Origin of the sequence: Oceanobacillus sp. FSL H7-0719 (assembly GCF_045040795.1) — a bacterium.
Taxonomy (GTDB): Bacteria; Bacillota; Bacilli; order Bacillales; family Amphibacillaceae; genus Oceanobacillus.
Map to the genome: position 1 here is coordinate 1,993,617 of NZ_CP150301.1, position 22,375 is coordinate 2,015,991.

General features: G+C 38.7%; 19 protein-coding genes and 1 pseudogene. 13 read left to right on the forward strand and 7 right to left on the reverse strand.

Features of this window, described 5'->3' with window-relative positions; genetic code table 11:
• The first annotated feature begins 50 nt into the window (after positions 1–50).
• The 3 genes from NST93_RS10500 to sipW are packed head-to-tail and all read left to right on the forward strand — an operon-like array spanning position 51 to position 1,522.
• On the forward strand, positions 51–614 hold the full coding sequence (locus tag NST93_RS10500; RefSeq protein WP_405096767.1) for a TasA family protein: 564 nt from the start codon (positions 51–53) through the stop codon (positions 612–614).
• A gap of 33 nt (positions 615–647) precedes the next feature.
• Positions 648–944 (forward strand): hypothetical protein, encoded by a 297-nt coding sequence (locus tag NST93_RS10505; protein WP_405096769.1) that lies wholly within the window; start codon positions 648–650, stop codon positions 942–944.
• Positions 941–1,522: a signal peptidase I SipW gene (gene sipW / locus NST93_RS10510; RefSeq protein WP_405096771.1), complete on the forward strand. Its 582-nt coding sequence runs from the start codon at positions 941–943 to the stop codon at positions 1,520–1,522. Before NST93_RS10505 ends, sipW begins: the two co-directional genes overlap by 4 nt.
• Before the next feature lie 674 nt (positions 1,523–2,196).
• Here the strand turns inward: sipW and NST93_RS10515 are convergent.
• Complete coding sequence (locus tag NST93_RS10515) at positions 2,197–3,621, reverse strand: VWA domain-containing protein (protein ID WP_405103834.1); 1,425 nt, start codon at positions 3,619–3,621, stop codon at positions 2,197–2,199.
• Positions 3,622–3,868: 247 nt separating this feature from the next.
• On the opposite strand from NST93_RS10515, the gene NST93_RS10520 reads away from it, so the two are divergent.
• Positions 3,869–5,293: a dipeptidase gene (locus tag NST93_RS10520; protein WP_405096773.1), complete on the forward strand. Its 1,425-nt coding sequence runs from the start codon at positions 3,869–3,871 to the stop codon at positions 5,291–5,293.
• A gap of 280 nt (positions 5,294–5,573) precedes the next feature.
• Here the strand turns inward: NST93_RS10520 and NST93_RS10525 are convergent, their stop codons facing one another.
• On the reverse strand, positions 5,574–6,170 hold the full coding sequence (locus NST93_RS10525) for a nucleotidyltransferase (RefSeq protein WP_405096775.1): 597 nt from the start codon (positions 6,168–6,170) through the stop codon (positions 5,574–5,576).
• Between the two features lie 342 nt (positions 6,171–6,512).
• On the opposite strand from NST93_RS10525, the gene hutG reads away from it, so the two are divergent.
• The 6 genes from hutG (at position 6,513) to opp4C (ending at position 13,718) form a co-directional block, all read left to right on the forward strand.
• A complete protein-coding gene (hutG, locus tag NST93_RS10530) occupies positions 6,513–7,463 on the forward strand; it encodes a formimidoylglutamase (protein WP_405096777.1) in 951 nt (316 codons plus the stop codon).
• Between the two features lie 192 nt (positions 7,464–7,655).
• Positions 7,656–8,648: an ABC transporter ATP-binding protein gene (locus NST93_RS10535; protein WP_405096779.1), complete on the forward strand. Its 993-nt coding sequence runs from the start codon at positions 7,656–7,658 to the stop codon at positions 8,646–8,648.
• Positions 8,641–9,669, forward strand: coding sequence for an ABC transporter ATP-binding protein (locus NST93_RS10540; protein ID WP_405096781.1), 1,029 nt, complete (start codon positions 8,641–8,643; stop codon positions 9,667–9,669). Before NST93_RS10535 ends, NST93_RS10540 begins: the two co-directional genes overlap by 8 nt.
• 126 nt (positions 9,670–9,795) lie before the next feature.
• Positions 9,796–11,616 carry a peptide-binding protein gene (locus NST93_RS10545; RefSeq protein WP_405096783.1) on the forward strand — a complete coding sequence of 607 codons (1,821 nt, stop codon included), beginning with the start codon at positions 9,796–9,798 and terminating at the stop codon, positions 11,614–11,616.
• Positions 11,617–11,818: 202 nt separating this feature from the next.
• Complete coding sequence (locus NST93_RS10550) at positions 11,819–12,787, forward strand: ABC transporter permease (protein ID WP_405096785.1); 969 nt, start codon at positions 11,819–11,821, stop codon at positions 12,785–12,787.
• A 10-nt stretch (positions 12,788–12,797) separates the two neighbouring features.
• The gene (gene opp4C, locus NST93_RS10555) at positions 12,798–13,718 is read left to right on the forward strand and encodes an oligopeptide ABC transporter permease (RefSeq protein ID WP_405103836.1); all 921 of its coding nucleotides are present in this window, start codon (positions 12,798–12,800) and stop codon (positions 13,716–13,718) included.
• A 123-nt stretch (positions 13,719–13,841) separates the two neighbouring features.
• Here the strand turns inward: opp4C and fdhA are convergent, their stop codons facing one another.
• Positions 13,842–15,089 (reverse strand): formaldehyde dehydrogenase, glutathione-independent, encoded by a 1,248-nt coding sequence (gene fdhA / locus NST93_RS10560; RefSeq protein WP_405096787.1) that lies wholly within the window; start codon positions 15,087–15,089, stop codon positions 13,842–13,844.
• A gap of 293 nt (positions 15,090–15,382) precedes the next feature.
• Here fdhA and NST93_RS10565 point away from each other — a divergent pair, with 293 nt between their 5' ends.
• Entirely contained in the window at positions 15,383–15,838 is a 456-nt protein-coding gene (locus NST93_RS10565; RefSeq protein WP_405096789.1) for a hypothetical protein, read from the forward strand.
• A gap of 200 nt (positions 15,839–16,038) precedes the next feature.
• Here the strand turns inward: NST93_RS10565 and NST93_RS10570 are convergent, their stop codons facing one another.
• The 4 genes and pseudogenes from NST93_RS10570 to rraA form a co-directional block, all read right to left on the reverse strand.
• Entirely contained in the window at positions 16,039–16,233 is a 195-nt protein-coding gene (locus NST93_RS10570; protein WP_405096791.1) for a hypothetical protein, read from the reverse strand.
• A gap of 277 nt (positions 16,234–16,510) precedes the next feature.
• Positions 16,511–16,960: an NUDIX domain-containing protein gene (locus tag NST93_RS10575; RefSeq protein WP_405096793.1), complete on the reverse strand. Its 450-nt coding sequence runs from the start codon at positions 16,958–16,960 to the stop codon at positions 16,511–16,513.
• Positions 16,961–17,062: 102 nt separating this feature from the next.
• A pseudogene (locus tag NST93_RS10580) lies at positions 17,063–17,513 on the reverse strand (NUDIX domain-containing protein).
• Positions 17,514–18,408: 895 nt separating this feature from the next.
• A complete protein-coding gene (gene rraA, locus NST93_RS10585) occupies positions 18,409–18,903 on the reverse strand; it encodes a ribonuclease E activity regulator RraA (RefSeq protein ID WP_405096795.1) in 495 nt (164 codons plus the stop codon).
• A 358-nt stretch (positions 18,904–19,261) separates the two neighbouring features.
• Here rraA and NST93_RS10590 point away from each other — a divergent pair, with 358 nt between their 5' ends.
• Both NST93_RS10590 and NST93_RS10595 read left to right on the forward strand, forming a co-directional pair.
• A complete protein-coding gene (locus NST93_RS10590; protein WP_405096797.1) occupies positions 19,262–20,602 on the forward strand; it encodes an aspartate aminotransferase family protein in 1,341 nt (446 codons plus the stop codon).
• A gap of 117 nt (positions 20,603–20,719) precedes the next feature.
• On the forward strand, positions 20,720–22,126 hold the full coding sequence (locus NST93_RS10595) for an APC family permease (protein ID WP_405096799.1): 1,407 nt from the start codon (positions 20,720–20,722) through the stop codon (positions 22,124–22,126).
• Positions 22,127–22,375: the final 249 nt, after the last annotated feature.

The window sequence follows — 22,375 nt, forward strand, 5'->3', positions numbered from 1 at the left end:
TACATATAAGCAAATGGGTTGGTTTTCTACTAATTACAGGAGGAAAAGGCATGAAAATCAGAAATGAACTATTAAAGAGTATGGCACTTGCTATTCTGGGTTTAAGTTTAATTGCCGGAGGAACGAACGCTTATTTTAACGATACAAAAGAAACAACAAATACCGTTGAAATTGGCTTAATGAATTTGGGAATAAACAAAGAATCCATTATTCATTTGGAGAATTTTATACCAGGAGATACAATCGACGGGGATTTCGAACTGACAAATGATGGCTCGATTGATATGAGAACCGTAAACCTTCACTCCTCTTACGAAATAATCGACAAAGGGCAAAACAACAATGGGGATGACCTTGGCGCTCATATAGTAGTCGAATGCTTCCATCAGCAGGATAATCAAGTAAATCTGCTATTTAAAAAGACACTTTCTGAATTAAACGGCACACCGATACAAATAGCGGACCAGATCCTCAAAAACAGTGCACCAGAGAAATTTACGGTTCGCTTCAGTTTTATTGATAACGGTGAAAACCAAAATCATTTCCAGGGTGATACGTTAAATTTGAAATGGGAATTTGAAGCAAATCAATTAGAGGGAAAGTCTGGAAAGTAATGTGCAACTCTATTTTGAAAGGAGTTTATCTAGTTGAAGAGGATTCGTTCAAAAACATTTAAACCAAAGCCCCCTCTCTTTTCAGCAATTAAATTAATCGTTTTATGCAGTTACTTGCTCATCCTCTCTTTAGTGTCTTTAACTTCAAATACAGCTGCATTTATTACAGGAAATATCGAAACCAATGGAGAAATAGTAATTGGCAGCTGGAATGAAAGGGTAAAAGAAAATACAAATGAAACAAGTGAAATAGAAACCGAAGATGGAGACACAGTAAATACTGAAGCTGAAACGGACATAATAAAAAATCAGGAGGCGGAAAAGAAATGAAATTTCGTTCTTTAATAAAATGGATAAGTCGCATCATCTCGGGAGTTCTTGTTGTTTTATTAATAAGTGTTGCGCTCATCGTGCTTACAACAAAGCTTTCGGGAGGAGAACCTGAAGTATTTGGCTACCAGATAAAAACGGTTCTTTCCGGTTCAATGGAGCCCGGAATTAAAACAGGCTCAATCATTGCAGTCCAATCTGTGACAAATGATGAAAAGAATCAATTTTCTAAAGGCGATGTCATTACTTTCCTGGAAGAAAACAGTACATTAATCACCCATAGAATTACTGAAGTAAATGAAACAAATGGCGGTGTATTTTACACAACCAAAGGAGATAATAATAATGCAGAGGACAGGAATCCTGTACTTGCCGAAAATATTGTTGGACTCTATTCTGGATTCACGATTCCATTGGTTGGATACGCAGCCAATTTTCTGCAATCACCGAATGGCATTATTTTATTTTTAATTGTTCCCGGCTTTTTGATGTTAAGTTATTCCATATTTAATATTTGGCGAGTACTAAGCAGAGTTGAGAAAGAAATTAAACCAGGGAGAGCTGAAGAGAGCGGGTGAAAAACAGGACGTTGGAACAAAAGAAATATAATTTAATAAAATCCGAACGATAAATTAAATTCGTTCGGATTTTAAGTGGAATCCTGATGCCCTTAATTCAGATTAATGTCTGTTTTGCTCTTTCCCTTATTCCTTTTGGAAGTCCACAGTCCAAATACTCCTCGCTTTCCGTGGGCGGCTGGTAAGCTCCGACGCACAGGACGTGCTAATGCAGATGTTGCCACAGGACGTGGCGTACTTAATCTGCCTTCGTGCTGCGCACGCAGTGATCTAACCGATGCCTTGGCTCCCACTGGAGTCTCGGAGTATTTGGACTGTTCCGGCTAAAAACGGATGGTTATTTCATTGAATGATGTCAGAAGATATGCACGTTAATTATTGTAATATTGTTTTTAGACTACATACTGTCATAATTTTAAGTGTGATCCCAACAAGTTCTTTTATTTTTATTTTTATTTTGTTACTTCAATAAGAACACTAAATAATATTTTCAGCACGAAGCAGCTAATATTCGTCTTTTATTTGGTTGGTATTGGTTAAGTCCCAGCCTCTTTAACTTCCCCATAGCTTATTGTAATACCTCAATGTTAAGTTCCTCTTGAAGGTAAAAACCTTCAGCATTTGCCTTTATATAGCTGCAGCAGACAGTCTTTCCAAAAGAGATAATTCACTATTTATTCACGCACTTTATTAAACAATTTCTCTACCTCGGAAAACTTTTCTTTATATGTATCTTCATTGATATCATACAATTCAAAGTAGATATCCCCTTGTTCATCTGAAATATCTAAATAGCTGTTCCTATACGCTTTGCTAAACGCAAGATAAGTATCCTGATTGAGTATTTCTTCTTCGAAAAGGTATTTTAATGCGTATTTTAAATTCTCACTTTGTCTGTAAGTCTTTTCTTTTTCATTATTATTCCAATCATAGAGTTGATGCTTGATCGTGTTATGCAACTCTTTAATTATATCCTTTGACTCACTTTGCCATTCCGCCCATATTTTAGACATATCCATTGTTTTTTGAAACTCTGCTGTTAAATCTTCCTGACTTCTCGCGTCGATATAGCGGCCATTCGATACATCAGCCATTTCCTTTAATTGCTCTAACCCTTCATTATCAACCTGATAACCTATGATATTAATTACAGGATCAATATTCGACTTACTTAAAGATTCAATCGTCCGAACTGGGTCCCCATCACATGTTTCAACACCATCACTCACAATATAGATAACATTCGTATTTTCTTCGCCATCCCATTTAGAGAAATTCTTTTCCGCTTCCTCAATTGCTTTAGCCATTGGAGTCCAGCCCGCAGGTTCAAATTGATTCAGTGCCTTATTGAAATCTTCTTTTACATACGTACTTAACGGATAAACTTCTTCTATATTTTTACACGACTTCTCTTTATCACTGCTACTCCCAGTCCCAACGTGACCATATACTTGCAGGGATATATTCGCTTGTGCTGGCAGACCACTCACAAAGTCATCAATTGATTGTTTTGCCCATGCCATTCTTGTTTGATTTCCTTCCATAAAACCCATACTGCCACTGGAATCAAGCAATATAGCAACATTGTAATTTTCTTTTAATTGAATTTCCTCTTCCTCTGCTTCCGGATTATTAATTTGCATTGTCGTCCACTGATCAATTGAAGCATCTGGCATTGTCAGGTTTTCTTTAAATAAGGAATAAATATAGCCTTTAACTCTTTCAATCTCCTCGTCTGTACTATCTTCCGTAATAGCAGGTATTTCTTGTAAAACCTCTGCTAATTCAGGATAATTAATAAAGTCATCATTATACGTAATATCTCCTGAAAACTCCCCAACGATTGGATATTCTACAGCATCCTTAAATGTCACAGGTATCGTTGGTGTATCAATCATACTCTGCTCTTCTGATGCAGCACTCTTTTCCTCCTCCCCGGCTGTGTCATCCGCATCAGAATCCTCTGAACCCCCTTCTTCTTGTTCAGCGGTTTTTTCTTCAGCAGGCTTCTCCACAGATTCATCACTTCCTGTATCTGTACCACAAGCAGTGAGTGTGAAGATTAAACCAACAATCATACTTAGTAAAATATGTTTCATCAAAACGGTAAAACCCCTTTCCTTGTAATGTAATAAGAATATCACCATGCCACCTGTTTAAACAACGTACGAAAGTATCAGGTAAGTAACTTGGAATATGGTTCGGGTACAGATCAAAACTGCTGTATTAAAACGCATGGCTTGCACAATGCCTTTTTAATAGTCTAAATAGATGCATTCCATTCACTATTTATTTACACTAGACTAATAGAGTTAGTAATCATAAATTCATCAGGAGGATTCTCCAATGCAAAAATTGTTTTTCTGCCTTAGTAGTATTATTTTATTTCTATCAATAACTGCTGTTTCAACTGTAGCTCAAGCTCAATCCAGGCATATCGTGACCGAACGAACGGAATACGTACATTTCAATGTCCCTGTCATCGATGGTCATACAGACACCATGATGAAGGTGATAGATGAAAACACATGGCTCCCGGCAACCAATATTGGGGAAGAAACAGCACTGGAGCTAGACATTCCAAAAGCTAAAGCAGGCGGTGTCACTGCACCTTTCTTTGCAGCCTATACTTCCGGGTATTACGACAATAACCCGCGTTCCATCAGCAGAACATTAGCCTTGCTCAACGCTTTATATTGGACAGAGGAGCAAAATCCAGACGATATTAAAGTAGTGAGCACTGCTGATGAAATTAGGCAAACAAGGAAAGAAAATAAACTTGCAGCAATTCCATCTATCGAGGGTGCCTATTCTTTAGAGGAACATAATGCATTGGGACTGCTCCAGCAATATCATCAGCTCGGAGTAAAAATGATTGGCTTCAACTGGAATTATTCCAATGCATTGGGGGAAGGTGCAGACAGGGTTTACGGCGATCCGCAGAACACACCTTCAGAAGGCGGGCTAACTGAGTTAGGAGCTGAAGTCGCCAAGGAAATGAATAAGTTAGGCATGGTCATCGATGTATCACATATGGCGGAAAGTACATTCTGGGACGTGCTGGAGGTATCAGAAGCTCCTGTTATCGCATCCCACTCAGGTGTCACTGCAATAAAAGAACATCAGCGAAATCTGACAGATGAACAGTTACTGGCATTAAAAGAAAATGGCGGTGTCATCAGTATTGTATTTTTCCCTGCATTTATAACCGATGATCCAGAAGGCTATGTCGACGATATTGTTGATCATATTGATTATGCAGTCAACTTAATTGGCATCGATCATGTTGGACTTGGCTCTGACTTTGATGGCGCTGCCCTCCCTGCTGATTTACAAAGTGCAGCTGAAACCCCAAAGATTATTAATGAATTAGCCGCAAGGGAATATTCAAAACAGGAGATTGAACAAATACTTGGCAATAATATACTGCGCGTCCTTGAGAAAGTCGAGGAATTGGCCGAAAACAGCGAGCCTGAAAGTGATGCTCATCCGATTATAAAGCCTGAAATTCAAATGGGAGAAGCGATAAATAGCAGAATGCCGGCTTTTTCAGCAGAGGTCAAGGCTAAACAAGGAACAGATCTGGACAAGGAAAGTTTTACTATAATTATAGATGGTGTCTATCATCAGCCTGAATTTAATGAAACTGCATCTATTCTATCATTACAGCTGACAGAGAACCTTCAAGAGAAATTTCATGTTATTACATTTGAAGCAGCGAATACATCAGGGGAAATGACAAGAGAGACAAGAATATTTTATGTGAATTAATGTGGTGTGAATGAAACATCATTGACCAACTGACGAACATTCTAAAATAGAAAGCAGTTAATATTAACTTAATTGATATAAAAAGCTGATAATCTTATTTCAGAGTTACTCTGTTTTTTCTGGACAGATGGTGTTCTTATCGACTGTTTCACTACCTTTCTTGCTCCCACTGGTTTTTATATCTTGTGAACTAAATTAGTCAGCACTCTATTAAAAATCCGAACGAATGTAAGGTATCGTTCGGATTTTTTCATATTATATTTCTTTTGTCTCAACCTCTTTAAATCAAAGCCCCCACAACAGTTAGGATCCAAATAAATAATGCAGCTCCACAAGTGATAATCTCCATGAAGTGAACGAGCATTACTTTCATTTCATTCTGCTCAGCTTTTCGAATTCCAAATATATCGCCATTATTAATGATATAAATAAACGTACTTAGCAGCATTAAACCTGACATGTGAAATGTGATGGATGGCAGCGAAGCAACACGTCTGGCATTACCTCCCACCTCCAGATTCAAAGGAATGCCGAGTTCCTTGCTTAATAAAAAACTGATAACAATAAGTATAAAAAGAATGAATGAGATATTAAAAGGATGCCGGCGATAATCTATTAAATAAAGGAATCTTTTCGTTTTTGGCTTGTATTCCGTATCGTCTAGTTCCTCTACTCTCTCACCTTGCATCGTATACAAAAATCCTGCTGCAGCTATTCCTGCAAAGAAATAGACAGTTAACAGCTGAATAGCAAAAAACCAATCATAATAAGCTGCGATAACCAGTGAGAAAATCATTACTCCTGCTATCCAATTGCCAAACTTCAAACGTGCATTCCACAATTTATTAATCCATTCTCGATTATCCCTTTTATGCACACTTTCATCTTCCTCATAGGAAGTGATGCCGTTTACTATGTATCCGCATATAACAAGTACGATGCCGATACCTAATAAAATATATGTATTTCTCGGGTAGACAAACATATAATCATAATTTAATATAACCCAATCACCAACAATGGCAATAATGAAAATACCAATAAATATAAGATATGAAGCTAAATTTCGAATAGTTGCCTCCCCCCTCTTGAGATTGTACTATTTTACATTGCACTTCAACTTTAGCAGTCAAATAGTGTTATCTGTATTCGTAACTATACTATACATGAACTATAGTATAGTAATAATAATCAATATATATAAAGAAAGGAAGATAAAATGTATCCATATCCAGATAAGAAATGCTGGTCTGGCAGAGTAGACAGCAATACAGACAATGCCAGCTTTCGCTTGCATCAGGTGGTGAAATGTCAAACAGAAATAAAATCACTAAAAAAAGGAGCTGCTTTTTATATTATTGGCTTTGAATCCGATGAAGGAGTCAGGAGAAATAAAGGAAGGATTGGTGCAGCAAAAGCTCCAGATAAAATTCGTTCCTTTCTTTCAAATCTCCCCTCCTCTATTCTTCGTGATCAGGCATTAATTGACACGGGAAATATAGCATGTGAGGGTAAAAAACTGGAAGAAGCACAGACAAAATTAGGTGCTCATATTCATACTATCCTTGCTAAAGGAGGGACACCAATTATTCTCGGCGGGGGTCATGAAACATTATACGGTCATTATTCAGGGGCCAGAGAGCATCTAGGGGCGAAGGCAAAACTTGGTATTATTAATATAGATGCACATTTTGATATGCGAGACGAAGAAATCCCTTCATCTGGAACGATGTTTAGGCAAATTCTTGAATCAGATAAAAATGCCGGCTACTTATGTCTAGGCATCCAGCCATTTGGCAATACGAAGCGATTATTTCTGGATGCTGATCGCTTAGGCTGCACATATTTATTGGAAGAAGAAGTCACTGAAAATAAGAATAACGAAGTATACCAGGCAATTGACCGTTTCAGTAAAAAGCATGACGCCGTTATTTTAACATTATGCACCGACTCTATCACTGCAAATGAGGCACCTGGTGTGAGTGCACCTGGACCATTTGGATTAAGTTCAAAAACAGTCTGTGAACTGCTGAAATATATTGTTTCCAAGAAAAATACATTAAGCTTTGATATATCAGAAGTAAATCCGCTTGTTGATGAAAATGAAAAAACAACACGACTGGCTGCATATCTAATCGCAGAAGTCTTACACAGTTTTCACCGCAGCTAAAGAGTCTGAATCTGGAGCATAAATGAAATATCAATCACTCTTATATCATTAACTGACTAAATATGGCATATGATTGTAATGCTTAACTTTTCTTCATTACCTCTTCTTAGAATTTCGAATATCTATGGGACAAAGAGCATAATAGAATAATATCAATTAATTTTTCTTACTATTCTATAAGGGGTGTTCACTATGAAAAAACAGCCTGTTCTGTCTGTTGACCACTTAAAAACATACTTTTATATAGACGAAAGTAAAGTTGCAAAGGCTGTCGATGATGTTACATTTTCTGTTTATCCAGGTGAGACAGTAGCACTTGTTGGAGAGTCTGGCAGCGGCAAAAGCATTACAGCCTTATCGATTATGCAGCTGATTAATAAACCGGGGCGAATTATTGATGGAACCGTGCTTCTTAAGGACAAAGAATTACTCCATTTGAAACCAAAACAAATGACAAAGGTACGCGGGAATGAAATTGGCATGATTTTTCAAGAGCCGATGACAGCATTAAATCCTGTATTTACAATCGGGAACCAGATAATCGAAATGATAAGAAAGCATAAAAAACTAGATAAGAAGCAGGCCAGAAAACAAGCAATTGAGCTCCTGATGACGGTAGGAATACCACGGGCAGAAGAAATCATAGATGAATATCCACATCAATTATCTGGCGGAATGAGGCAGCGGGTGATGATTGCGATAGCAATTTCCTGCGAACCAATTCTGTTAATTGCTGATGAACCAACGACCGCGCTTGATGTTACGATTCAGGCTCAAATACTCGACCTCATGGCAGATATGCGTGAACAATATCAAATGTCTTTATTGCTGATTACACATGACCTTGGGGTTGTATCAGAGTATGCTGATCACGTCATGGTCATGTACGGCGGTCAAATTGTCGAGGAAGCATCAACAAAAGAGCTGCTGAAAAACACAAAACATCCATACACACAAGGCTTATTACAAAGCTTGCCCAATATCAATAAAGACGTGGACAGACTGGGTACAATCAAGGGCATTGTCCCCCCTGCATTCGATTTTCCCAAGGGCTGCCGCTTTTCTACACGCTGTCCCTTTGTCATGGATAAATGTAAACAAGCAAATCCAGAACTGAAGGAAATAGAGTCAGAGCATTTTGTCCGCTGTTTCCTGCACGAGGATGGGGGGCCGAGTAATGGATAATGAAAATAGTTTAGCTGTTAAGGCGGACGAGCAAACGGAAAAGAAGGAAGCGCTCGTTGAAATCCAGCATATTAAAAAGTACTTCCCGATAAAGGGAGGCATATTAAAACGTACAGTTGGACATGTAAAGGCGGTTGATGATGTTACACTCTCGGTCATGAAGGGGGAAACTCTCGGCATTGTCGGTGAATCGGGTTCAGGCAAGTCAACACTCGGACGTGTTATTCTTCGACTGCTTGAACCAACTGAAGGAAAAATTCTTTTCGAAAAGAACGATATTTCTCATTTAGGCAGCCGGAAAATGAGAGCTTACCGAAAGAACATGCAAATAGTCTTTCAAGATCCATTCGCTTCATTAAATTCAAAAATGAGTGTTGGTGAGCTGGTTGAGGAGCCTTTGCTTGTCCAGACCCCCGCTACGAAAGCAGAACGGAAAGAAATCGCAATTGAACTTCTGGAAAAAGTCGGTTTGCGTGCAAGTGACAGGGATAAGTATCCCCATGAATTTTCCGGAGGACAGCGCCAGCGAATCAGTATTGCACGTGCCTTAGCATTAAACCCTAAATTTATTATTTGTGATGAACCTGTATCTGCACTTGATGTCTCTATTCAAGCTCAAGTATTAAATCTAATGAAGGACTTACAAGATGAATTAGGACTAACCTATCTGTTCATAGCACATGACTTAAGCGTAGTAAAACACATTAGTGATCGGGTAGCTGTCATGTACTTGGGCAGAATTGCAGAAATAGCACCAAAGAGCGCCATCTACGAACATCCACTCCATCCATATACAAAAGCATTACTCTCCTCTATCCCAGTAGTCGACACAGAAGAAAACAATAGAAATAAAAAAGAGAAAATGAAGCTGCAAGGGGATTTGCCAAGTCCCGCAAATCCGCCATCTGGATGCACCTTCCGTACAAGATGCCCTCTCGCTCATGAGCGGTGTACAGTCGAGAGACCTGAATTAAAGGAAATAGATGATGGACATTTTGTTGCCTGTCATTTATATAAATAAAGATTAATGTGTTTCTCTATTCCTTCACTGATTGTCCCATTTTCCTTAGGAGGTGATGAATAAGCCGCCATTAGCAAATCCAGCTTCCATTTTGTTGTTATTAAAATGCTTGAAGGGGGAATTATGTTGTTAAAAAACAAAAAGTACAGTTTGATTCTACTCGCTTTATTACTCGTATTCGGCATTGTATTAGCAGCTTGTTCGGATGATGCCGCAGATGAAGAACCTGCAGATGATTCGAATAAGGAACAAACAGAAACAACGGAAACAGAAGAGAGTGAGGAAGAAGAAGAGCCCGCGAATGATGGGCCACAAATGGGCGGAACACTGACAGGTGCAATGGATACCGCTCCTGCTGGTGTATTTAATCCGATTTTCTATGAGGAAGCATACGAAGCGAATATTTTAGACTTTACACATGAAAGTCTGCTTAGCCAAAATGAGAATCTGGAATTCGAAGCCAATTTAGCGACGGATTGGACCATCAATGATGACAATACAGAAATCACCTTAAACCTTAATGAAAATGTTACATGGCATGATGGCGAACCCTTTACCGCAGAGGACGTCGTCTATACGTATAAAGCAATTGCCAGTCCTGGTTATGTCGAAGCTGGAGGAGTTCGGACAGATTACGTTGTTCGCCTGGTCGGCTATGAAGATTTTAATAGTGGCGAAACAGACGAATTTGAAGGTGTTGTAGCAGACGATGACTACACTGTTACCTTCAAATTCAGTGAACCAAACGTGACCATTTTGAAAGATATTGCTTTTCCAATTATCCCTGAACATATCTTCGGAGATGTTCCGATAGCAGATATCCCTTCCCATTCTGCAACATTAAACGCTGGTGAAGTAATTGGAACGGGACCATTTAAATTTTCTGAGATGCTTGAACGGGAACAATACGTGCTTACAAAGAATGAAGATTATTGGCAAGGTGAACCATATTTAGATCAGATTGTTTGGCGCATCGTTGATCAGTCCGTCATGCTCGGTCTGTTAGAGAATGGAGAGATTGATTTTATCGCTGACCCAAACGGTGTTCCAGCAGCTGACTTTGAAACAGTTTCCGGATTTGAGCATGTGAAGATTATTGAACAAACTGATTTTGGCTATCAACTTCTAGGCTTTAAAACCAACCATCGGACAAATGAAGATGTAGAAAGCGGAGCAATTAATCCCGATAATTGGGTGCCAAATGAAGATATGAGTGAAAAGCTTGTAAGGCAAGCTTTTGCCTATGCAATCGACAGACAGGCGATTGTTGATAATTTACTTTACGGTCATGGCTCTGTTATTAATGCGCCGATTGCCCAACAATTTTGGGCCTATGACGAAGAAGCCGCAAATGATTATGCTTATGATCCTGAGAAAGCCGGGGAATTGCTTGATGAAGCCGGATTTGTTGATACAAATGATGATGGATTCAGAGAAACACCTGATGGTGAAGAATGGGTTGTTAATCTGAACTATCCTACCGGGAATAAGCTTCGTGAAGATTCTGCACCAATTATTACACAGTTTCTTGAGGCCGTCGGAGTTAAAGTTGATTTAAGACAGCCAAAAGAAATGACTGCATATGTAGAAGACTTAACGAATGATAACACCGATTGGGATCTTTACTTGATTGGCTGGAGCTTAGGCAGCGGTGATCCAGATCCTTCAGGACTGTGGAAAACAGATGCAGCATATAACTTTGGCCGCTGGAATAATCCGGATTCGGAGCGTTTAATGCTAGAAGCGATGCAAGCACCGGAAGCTTTTGAACAAGACTATCGTGCTGAGAAATACAGTGAGTGGCAAAGTGTATTCTCTGATGATCTACCTGCAGTTCTGCTTTATGCACAAAATAAAATATATGGATTTAACGAAAGATTAAATGGTGTAGAACCAATGCCATACAGTTTCATTAACAATCCGCATCTTTGGTGGGTGTCAGAGTAAGTAACTTGAGAGAGCGTGTGTTTCAAAAATGCATGCTCTTTCCTTCTATACACTCACAGGCAACTTTGCAATAAACCGCATTTCTATTCAAAATTGTACACAATAATCAATACAGCATTATAAAGTGAAACTTCAATCAGCTGAAATTTTACTGCCACTTAACCTGCGATAAAAACTACATACTTACTTAAGGGGGAAGAGTATGTATAAGTATATCATTCGGCGTGTACTCGTTTTTATTCCGATGCTTTTTATCTTAACAGTTATTGTTTTTGGACTCGCCTTATTAGCACCAGGTGATGCATTAACTGGACAATCTCTATCTGATCCAAACATTGACCCGGAAGTGTATGAGAAACAACGAGAGGCTCTTGGTTTAAATGACCCAATACCAGTTCAGTATTTTCGTTGGATAAGCTCTGTTGCACAAGGTGACTTTGGCGATTCACTCGTCTTCAACGGGCGCTCTGTAGCTGAATTAATTGAAGCGAGATTGGCAAATACACTTTATCTCGGATTATTCTCGTTATTGATTACCATTATTGTTGCTATTCCTATCGGGATATATTCTGCAAGACACCCTTATTCATTACTGGATTACGGAGCTACAGGATTCGGTTTTTTCGGACTTGCTATACCAAATTTCTTTTTCGGTCTTATTGCAATTTATGTTCTGTCGATTAAATTAGGCTGGTTCCCTGCACAAGGTACACTTTCCACTCCTGGTCTTACTGGCTTTGAAGCTCTGCTAGATCGCATCCATCACATGGTGCTGCCCGGTATAACACTTGGCTTAGCTGGAACAGCAACTTATATGCGGTACATGCGCTCGGAGGTGCTTGACGTCCTTGGCAGTGATTATATTCGAACAGCTCGGGCAAAGGGAATGAGTGATAGCAATGTCCTTTATAAACATACACTCCGTAATGCACTGATTCCCATCATTACATTAATGGGCTTTGAAGTCGGCATATTGCTCGGCGGTGCTGTTATTACTGAACAAGTCTTTCAATATCCTGGCCTTGGTACATTATTTTTAAGTTCTGTGACCAATCGTGACTATCCAGTAGTGATGGCAATTGCAATGATACTCGGAATCCTCATCTTGGTAGGCAACCTGCTTGCTGATATATTTTACAGTATCATTGATCCAAGAATCCGTTATGATTGAGGTGAAAATCATGCAGCCAAACCTGCAAGAAACACAATCCATCCAACCGGAATTCCCTGAGCCAATTCAGGATAAAGGTAAAAGCCCATTTCAATTGGCACGGAAGCGATTTATGAAAAACAAAATGGCAGTCATCAGTTTATTTGTTTTACTAACAATTATCTTATTATGTATACTTGCACCAGTATTTACGGATATCGACCCTGTAGAGACAAACCTGCTAAAAATCGAGAAAGGTCCAAGTGATGAGCATATACTCGGAACAAATGGAGTAGGACAAGATAACTTTTCCAGATTATTATACGGGGGACGTGTTTCTTTGATTGTTGGTTTTAGTGCGATGTTCTTTACACTTATTATAGGAGTCACACTCGGGTCTCTTGCCGGATATTACGGCGGAAAAGTTGATAGCATCATTATGCGGGCAACGGATATTATGCTCATGCTGCCATTTCTTGTACTCGTCTTAACGCTAATGGCAATTATAGACAGAGTAACAGTGGGCCTGTTTGTCTTCATTATTGCCTTGACTTCCTGGCCAAGTCTGACCCGGATTATTCGCGGAACGTATTTATCCCTTCGTGAGCAAGAATTTGTTCTAAGCGCCAGGTCTATTGGAGCAAGCGACTTCCGTATTATATTCAAGCATTTTATCCCGAATGCAATTGGGCCAATCGTTGTTAACGCGACACTGATGATGGCCTCCTATATTATTATTGAGTCTGGCTTAAGCTTTATCGGTTTTGGCATTCCTCAACCAACCGCTACATGGGGAAATATGATCTCCGAGGCTCAAAACATCCGGATATTGCGAAACCACCCTGAAGCATGGATTCCACCAGGATTGGGCATTCTAATTACCGTGCTTGCAATTAACTTTATTGGAGATGGATTGCGGGATGCGTTCGACCCGAAGAGTAATCAGCGGTGACTTTACTGGAATTCCCTTATTTTTAATAATAAAAATACCCGCATTCTAACTTGTATTCAGAAAGTTGAAATGCGGGTTTTATTCATTTCATATTAAACATAAACTCGCTAAAATTCATGTCTATTATCGAATCACTTCAGCTGTATCCAAATGCAATCTGTTGCGGATTATTCCATGCGGATCAATGACATACTTTCTTGATGCTCCGCCATCAAAGGACTTATACCCTTTTGGTGCCTCATCCATTGAAATGATTGTCGCATTTACAGCTTTGGCAATCTGAGCACGTCCACTCAGAATTGCTTTCATTAAATCGCGATTGTATTTCATTACAGGAGTTTGTCCAGTTACAAAATGATGTGCTTTTGCAAAACCAAGACCAAAGCGGATTTTTAGCGTTCCTTCCTTCGCATCCTGGTCAGCTGCTCCAGGATCACCTGTGACATATAAACCAGGGATGCCTAGACGTCCACCCGCTTTCGTAACCTCCATAACTGAATTCAATACAGTTGCAGGTGCTTCACCAGCATCTCTTCCATGACCGCTCGCTTCAAAGCCAACCGCATCTACTGCACAATCGACTTCAGGCACACCAAGTATTTGCTCAATTTGTTCTCCAAGATTATCATGTTCTCTCAAATTGACCGTTTCACAGCCAAAGCTTCTCGCCTGTGCCAAGCGCTCTTCATTCAAATCTCCAACAATCACAACCGATGCACCAAGCAGCTGGGCAGAATGTGCAGCGGCAAGTCCAACTGGACCAGCACCAGCTACATAAACGGTCGACCCCATCTTCACACCTGCACTATAGGCGCCATGATAACCTGTTGGGAAAATATCTGAAAGCATTGTTAAATCAAGTATCTTATCTAATGCTCGTTCTTTATCAGGAAACTTCAATAGTTGGAAATCTGCATAAGGCACCATTACATATTCGGACTGCCCTCCAACCCAGCCGCCCATATCAACATACCCATATGCGGAACCTGGACGATCTGGATTAACATTTAAACAAATATGCGTATCTTGCGTCCGGCAATTTTCACAGCGCCCACAGGCAATATTAAATGGGACAGATACAATATCACCTTTTTGAATAAACTCTACATCGCTGCCAGCTTCAATAACTTCTCCAGTAATTTCATGTCCCAGCACCAATCCACTTGGGGCAGTTGTTCTTCCCCTTACCATATGCTGGTCACTGCCGCAGATATTCGTTGCGATGACCTTTACAATAACTCCGTGGTTACATTTTCTTCCGACATTCAGTGGATTAACACCTGGTCCATCGCGCAGAACTAAGTCCGGATAGCCAATATCCTTGATTTCTACCTCTCCAGGCTTAGAGTACACGACTGCTTTGTTTGACAAATGAATCACTCCTTCATTTTTAAAATCAGGATGTCCATCATGTAAGCACTGTCCTCTATGCTTTATTATAGCAGTACATATTAAAAATTCAAATATTTTTAATATACAGTATTCTATGATTTTCAACTGGATTAGACAAAAATTCCGCAAGCCAACACAATTTCCTTCCTTTCAATCCACCCATTCCAGCTGTGATTGACGGACCCACTATCATAAAATATACTAAAGGCATGATGAATGGAATAACGATCTATCCGACGATTGCATCTTGCTTCTGTAGAAAGGAAAAGAAAATGAAAATATACACATTAACTAACCGGCAACATCTCCCTATCTCCCGTGAGGAAGCATGGAATTTCCTCTCCAGTCCTGCACAATTAGAAAATATTACATCTGATAATTTATCCTTTCAACCGCTTGCGCCTCTTCCCCTTTCTATGTATGAAGGCATGATTATCCGTTACCAGCTTAAACCATTCTTGAACATTCGAATGCAATGGGTAACAGAGATAACACATATTGAAGAAGGGAAAAGATTTATCGACGAGCAGCGATTTGGACCTTTTCGATTCTGGCATCACGAACATTGCCTCAATGAAAGCAAGCACGGAATAGAAATCCAAGATACGATTCATTATGTCATGCCTTTTTCTATTTTTGGGCGGATTGTTCATCGCGTCTATATTCGTAAAATGCTGGAAGCCACTTTTTCATATCGCAAACAACAAATAGAGGCCTATTTTAGCTAGGCCTCAGTTATATCTAAGTAGTTCGGTTCAGAGGTAGAAAAACCAAAATAATAATTGAAATAACAAGGGAAATCGCATTATTTTAGACAACGAAATCGCAGGGAGCAGTTCATTTCCTGCTATGTTTTTTATTTATTGGTTCGATTAGCGACTTAACCACCCTTTACTGTTCGAGCTGGAAGATGCACAATGTCTTTCTGCTATGTACGATTTTCTCTGTGGTTTATAATACTGGAAATACCAGAGAAGGTCATACCAACCGTGCCTAATCTGGTGACAAACACTCCTATACCAAGGTTAAAAAAACTTGGTGATTGAGCAGAAAGACTCTCTTTCCCTGTTCCTGCTCCAATTTCCAATAAACTGGTATAATTTTCATTATGTATGTAATTCAAAAAAGTTTCTCTTTCTTAACCTTTCAGTCCTGTACAATATTTAAATTTCTTTCAATTGCTTTTTTGTTATATGACTCAGTTATATTTTTTTCAAATGTACTTTTCATTTTATTCCCCTTCTATACTATACTTTTCTAATTAACTGCGCCGTATCAAGGCTTTTTATAGCTTGATATTAACTTGATATTCCAAACGATTATTTTGAATAATATTAAATTCATAATACTAGGTTTCTCATATCCCTCATGCACGTGTCGATACAAAAAGAAACGCTATTTTAATTTATATAATCGAATACTTTAATATCTACTTTATCCATATATCCAATCTGTTTCTTTAAGTCCCATAATTGTAATTCTGACGTCTCGCTATTTTTCTGAAATGGCTGGAGTTTTTCAAGAGTAGTAAAATAGACAGGATTATACTTAATTTCGTTACTGATTATATTTTTTACTTTTAATAAGCCTTTAAACTCTATATCCGAAATGCTTTGCCCAGTTTCTTCGTAGAGCTCTCTTATAGCACAATCCTTTGGTGTTTCATTCTTTTCCCTCTGTCCTGCTGGTAATTCCCATTGTTTTCTCAAAGTGTTATAGCATAAAAGATATTTGTCATCACATTTAATTACTGCATAAGATCCAGCCAACCGGTGATAATTATATATTTCAGTTTCTTTTACAATAAGAAAATCAAGAAATTCAAAACCATTATTCTTGGTAATTATCAATTAAATCTCCCCTTTTAATTGAACATGGTTCTTCAACTCTTCTCCCGATAATGCAATGATTTCTACAAAAAAGCGATAGTCCTACTTGGAGTATCGCAACCGTTATTGAAGAAGAATTGATTCGGTAATCAGCTCTTCAAACTTATAGTAAATTAATTTAGCATTTTTAATTACACAATAAAGATTATGTCTTCTTTCATCGTTTAAAATGTTAGGTAAATAGTGACGTATCATTTCTCCTACACCAAAGTTTTTTTCCTCAAGCAACCAAGAAATTTACTTCTATTCAAGAATACCTTCATCAACTTTTTAGGCGTTTTATAGTTAAAATCTTCTCCAGATTTACTATAAAAACATACATTCCGCCAGTAGATGAGTGATCTACTTCTCAAGTAATAATTCCTTTATCAATGATTGGATACTCATTTATGTCAATATTTGTTTCTTCTTTTATCTCTCGAGTTACGCACTCTAAAGGTGTTTCATTATCTTCAATCTTACCACCAACACCATTCCATAATCCTAATGTTGGTTTATATTCTCTATTTAACATAAGTAATTCATCGTTTCTTCAAATAAAGAACAATGTTTGTACACTTTCTTCCTTCTCTATCACTAACCTTCGCATTAGCACAAAAAGCGATTGTTCTTATTGTGCTATCGCACCAGTTAATTAATCATTTGTTACCTTTTTCATTCTAAAACAAATCGAAAACGTAGGGGTATATATATTGTAAGGTCAGAATAAATAGAGCAATCAAGCCTATTGTGGATATTAAAAACACCCAAACCTTTTTTATCTTTATCTGTACAAAAGCAGATACCAACACAAGAATATTAAAAATCACAATCATTGAAACCCAAACCCCATAAGTTTGATCTGGGTCTGGTGTAGCAATGCTAAACATTGGACCTATACCAATAAGAATTACTAATATGAATATCAATCCGTGTACCAAATATACTGCTGCCTTAAACAAATAAACCACCTGCTCTCTCCAGTTTCAATCGTTAGTTAAACAATCCTTACTCCCTTAAAATGGTCCGTTTGTCGAGCAAAACCTAAACAGTTTTCTACCTGTATTTTACATAAGAAAACTTTATCCTTCTTGCACTAACTTGCCCGTTACTGTAAGTACATCTTCTCACAAACGCTACAAATATAGCTTAACAAACGCCATCATTTACTTAGATAAATCTTATAAATGATTATACAATCATCACATTTTTTACAATGCTTATAACACACATTTCATAGCGTGACCAACAGCTATTATCCTTTGGGCTTAAAACCTATGCTAATCTGTTGCTATTTTTAATATTAAAACCCAATAGGCCTTGTCATTACAATAAAAATTAGCAAATTTTTATGCAAATTCGCTTGCCAAAACACTTGCTATTTTTACTTTTCTGCCCCTGAACCGAACTACTGTTATATCCAAACTCTCCTATTTTTCTTCTGTAAGCAATTCCTCTTTTGAGACAATAACACCGTCCTCATCAGCATACACATACTCCCCTGGAACCCACTGTATATTTCCAAAAGAAAAGCTTACATCACGCTCTCCTATCCCATTCTTCTTACTTTTCATTGGATTCGTACCTAGTGCAAAAATACCGACATCCAGGTCAGCCAGATCTGCTGAATCACGCACACAGCCATTTATAATCACACCCGAAAGGCCCCGTGAAGCTGCAATACCCGCAAGGCGATCACCCATTAATCCGCAGTTTCTTGATCCACCGCCATTTACAATAATAACCGAGCCTGAAGGAACGGATTCAAGTGCCGCTTCGAATAAAACGTTGTCCTCATATACATGAACCGTTTCGATTCTCCCTGAAAATCGCTTCCTTTTTCCGAACGAACGAAATTCTAAATTACAAATCTGAACTTTTTCAGCATCAATGTCACATAAGTCTGCCGTTTTAAAATTTGCCATGGTCTCCTCCTTGATTTCATTATTCAAAATTCTTTCTTTTTATTATGAAGGAAAACAGCAGATTTGCAAGCAGTCCACAGATGAAAAAACATAGGATTTCCCTACTAGTGAACAAAAGAAAACTCTGCCCAAATCTTTTATCATAATTTATCTTGACAAACAAAAGAATATTCGTTAAATTATAAATAATAAAATATAGAAGGCTGCTTAGTCTAAATGACTTTATTGCATAAATAGAGCAAACCATTAGATAAAACCAGTTATATTGTGTAGATGTATTGTAATTATTTTTACGATACTTCTATCAGTATGACTGGTTTTTTTATATTTTCCCCACTACTATTCAGGAGGTATGCATATGAACCCCAATGAATTAATTGAATTAGACAAAAAGCATTTCATCCACCCAACCTCATCGATTCAGCAACAACAAGAAAACGGAGCAAAAATGATTGTTGAGAAAGGCGACGGCATTTATTTAACAGACAAAATTGGGAATGTTTACATTGATGCGATGTCATCGCTTTGGAATGTGAATGTTGGTCATGGGAGAGATGAATTAGCTGATGCAGCAGCAGAACAAATGAAAAAATTGGCATTTAGTTCTGCATTTTCCACTTTCACGAATGAGCCTGCTATATTACTTGCAGAAAAAATCAGTTCGATTGCACCCAAGGGACTAAATGCAATCTTCTTCACCTCTGGAGGCTCAGAATCGAATGACTCAGCTATCAAACTGGTAAGACATTACTGGAGAATTCAAGACAAACCAGAGAAACGAAAAATTATAGGGATTAACCGGGCTTACCATGGAGTCGCCGCTGCATCAACAAGTGTTACAGGAATTCCTGAGTTTTGGAACATGGCTGGTAAAATGATGACCGAAATATTCCACGCAGACAATCCATATAGAAACGGTACAGAAAAGGCAATCGCATCGTTGCGTCATGTTATTCAGACTGAAGGAGCTGAAACAATTGCCGCGTTCATAATGGAACCAGTTCAAGGAGCTGGTGGTGTACTTATTCCACCCGATAATTACCTACAAGAAGTGCGAACTATTTGTGATGATTATGGAATTTTATTTATCGCAGATGAGGTAATTACTGGATTCGGAAGAACTGGAAAATGGTTTGGGGTTGAAAATTATGACGTTACTCCCGATATTATTTCCTTTGCAAAGGGAGTTTCAAGCGGTTATATTCCGCTTGGCGGAGTGATTGTTTCTGATCATATACATGACGTGCTGAAAGAAAAATCTTCTGGAACATTATTTCATGGATACACCTATAGCGGTCACCCAACTGCAGCTGCTGTAGGACTTAAAAATATTGAAATTATAGAAAAGGAAGGACTTGTGGAGAATTCAAGAGTGATGGGAGCAGTTATGCTCGAAGGATTTAAAAAGATAAAAAAAGAACTGGATATTGTTGGCGATGTTCGTGCTGCTGGTTTACTTGGAGCAATGGAGTTTGTCGATGACCGGGCATCGAATAAGGCTTTTTCAAGTGACTTACAGGTAGCACCAAAGATAATTGAAGCATTGCATCAACGCGGTGTGATTTGCCGTGCGGTGACCTATGAAGAAACAGATATTGTTTGCTTCTCTCCCCCATTAATTATCAATAGACAACAGATGGAAACAATGCTCGAGAAACTTCACGATGCAATTAAAGATGTAAGAAAACAGTTTAGATAAATGCTCAAAGATGCGCTGCGGCATATTCGGATTAAAATTCATATGGAAGTATCATTCATGGTGCGATTCGGAAGCTAACTGAATCAAACCATGAATATTCCGATAAGGGGGGCTTACATGAATACAGATCAACAATTTCTTAAGCTGTTAGGCAATAAAGATGTATTGGCACTGGCTTTTGGAGCTATGATTGGATGGGGCTGGGTTGTGACTACAGGCATTTGGATTAATGAAGCTGGTTCATTAGGAGCGATTTTAGCTTTTGTTATCGGTGGAATCATGGTGATATTTGTAGGCCTGACTTATGCGGAGTTAGCTGCTGCAATGCCGCTTGTTGGCGGAGAATTCGTCTATACCTACAAAGCGATGGGACGGGTCTTATCCTTTATTACGACATGGGCAATTATTTTCGGCTATGTATCCGTGGTAGCTTTTGAAGCGGTTGCTTTGCCAACGGTTTTTGAATATTTAGTGCCAAACTTTAGTCAAGGATATTTGTATACCATGCAAGGCTGGGACGTTACGATTACTTGGGCTGGTACAGGCATCATCGGTTCTATTTTCATTGCATGGGTGAATTATAGAGGGATTAAGCTAACTTCTTTTATCAACATTGTTTTAACATCATTAATTATTATTGCTGGTATTTTGCTCATTACAGGGAGCGGAATCTCTGGAACAACAGAAAATATGCAGCCTCTTTTTGAAAATGGGATGGCTGGGTTGTTAACCGTTGTAGTAATGACCCCATTTATGTTTGTTGGTTTTGATGTTATTCCACAAGCGGCAGAAGAAATAAACTTGCCTAAAAAGCGAATTGGCCAGTTGCTGATTTTTTCTGTAGTTTTGGCAGTGCTATGGTATGTTGCGATCATATTTGGAGTATCCCGTGTGATGACACCTTCTGAGTTAGGGGCAACTAATTTAGCGACCGCAGATGCAATGGGTAAAGCTTTTGGCGGAAGTCATATCATGGCTAATATTCTTGTTTTAGGCGGGATTGGCGGAATTTTAACAAGCTGGTTAGGTTTTTATGTTGGCGGCAGCAGGGCAATTTACGCACTGGCCAAGGCAGGAATGCTGCCAAAGTTTCTAGGGGAATTACATCCAAAATACCGGACACCGCATAAAGCTATTCTTCTGATTGCAATCATGTCTACTTTAGCACCATTACTGGGACGGCCAGCTCTTGTTTGGTTTGTAGATGCTGGCGGGATCGGTTTAGTCATTGGGTGGTCGATGGTAGCTCTATCCTTTGTCATCCTGCGCAAAAAAGCACCAGATATGGAACGGCCATTTAAGCTGCCTGGCGGAACGGTAATTGGCTGGATTGCAACAATAGCTGCATTTGGCATTGCCACTCTCTATTTACCAGGGATGCCGTCCGCTTTAGGTGTTCCAGAGTGGATTATTATCGGAGTCTGGTTCTTAATCGGAACTGTTTTCTATAACTATTCCATGAATAAATACGGGAAAGAAAACGCCGAGGAACACATGAGGAAAGAAATCGATCGGATCGCATAATTAATAGCAGAACAGAATATAATTTTACTGTTGCACCTGTTCACAAGCTCCGTTTACAAATAATTAAGAATATACTATAATAACATCAAGGAACCGTGGTCAAGGGCATGCACGCTTATCTCCCGCGGTCGGCTTTTAAAGAATATATAAACTGCCTATACTGTTCCCAATCCATTTCCAGGATTGTTTCAACAGTCAAAAGCCAGTTCAAATGAAGTTACAGTTCTGCTGTATATCATTTGAGCTGGC

What these genes read in the sequence shown, in the direction of transcription:
- sipW (WP_405096771.1), top strand. Translation starts at nt 941, where the DNA reads ATGAAATTTCGTTCTTTAATAAAATGGATAAGTCGCATCATCTCGGGA.
- NST93_RS10565 (WP_405096789.1), top strand. Translation starts at nt 15,383, where the DNA reads ATGAAAATATACACATTAACTAACCGGCAACATCTCCCTATCTCCCGT.
- hutG (WP_405096777.1), top strand. Translation starts at nt 6,513, where the DNA reads ATGTATCCATATCCAGATAAGAAATGCTGGTCTGGCAGAGTAGACAGC.
- NST93_RS10520 (WP_405096773.1), top strand. Translation starts at nt 3,869, where the DNA reads ATGCAAAAATTGTTTTTCTGCCTTAGTAGTATTATTTTATTTCTATCA.
- NST93_RS10500 (WP_405096767.1), top strand. Translation starts at nt 51, where the DNA reads ATGAAAATCAGAAATGAACTATTAAAGAGTATGGCACTTGCTATTCTG.
- NST93_RS10515 (WP_405103834.1), bottom strand. Translation starts at nt 3,621, where the DNA reads ATGAAACATATTTTACTAAGTATGATTGTTGGTTTAATCTTCACACTC.
- NST93_RS10590 (WP_405096797.1), top strand. Translation starts at nt 19,262, where the DNA reads ATGAACCCCAATGAATTAATTGAATTAGACAAAAAGCATTTCATCCAC.
- NST93_RS10595 (WP_405096799.1), top strand. Translation starts at nt 20,720, where the DNA reads ATGAATACAGATCAACAATTTCTTAAGCTGTTAGGCAATAAAGATGTA.
- NST93_RS10550 (WP_405096785.1), top strand. Translation starts at nt 11,819, where the DNA reads ATGTATAAGTATATCATTCGGCGTGTACTCGTTTTTATTCCGATGCTT.
- rraA (WP_405096795.1), bottom strand. Translation starts at nt 18,903, where the DNA reads ATGGCAAATTTTAAAACGGCAGACTTATGTGACATTGATGCTGAAAAA.
- NST93_RS10540 (WP_405096781.1), top strand. Translation starts at nt 8,641, where the DNA reads ATGGATAATGAAAATAGTTTAGCTGTTAAGGCGGACGAGCAAACGGAA.
- NST93_RS10535 (WP_405096779.1), top strand. Translation starts at nt 7,656, where the DNA reads ATGAAAAAACAGCCTGTTCTGTCTGTTGACCACTTAAAAACATACTTT.
- opp4C (WP_405103836.1), top strand. Translation starts at nt 12,798, where the DNA reads ATGCAGCCAAACCTGCAAGAAACACAATCCATCCAACCGGAATTCCCT.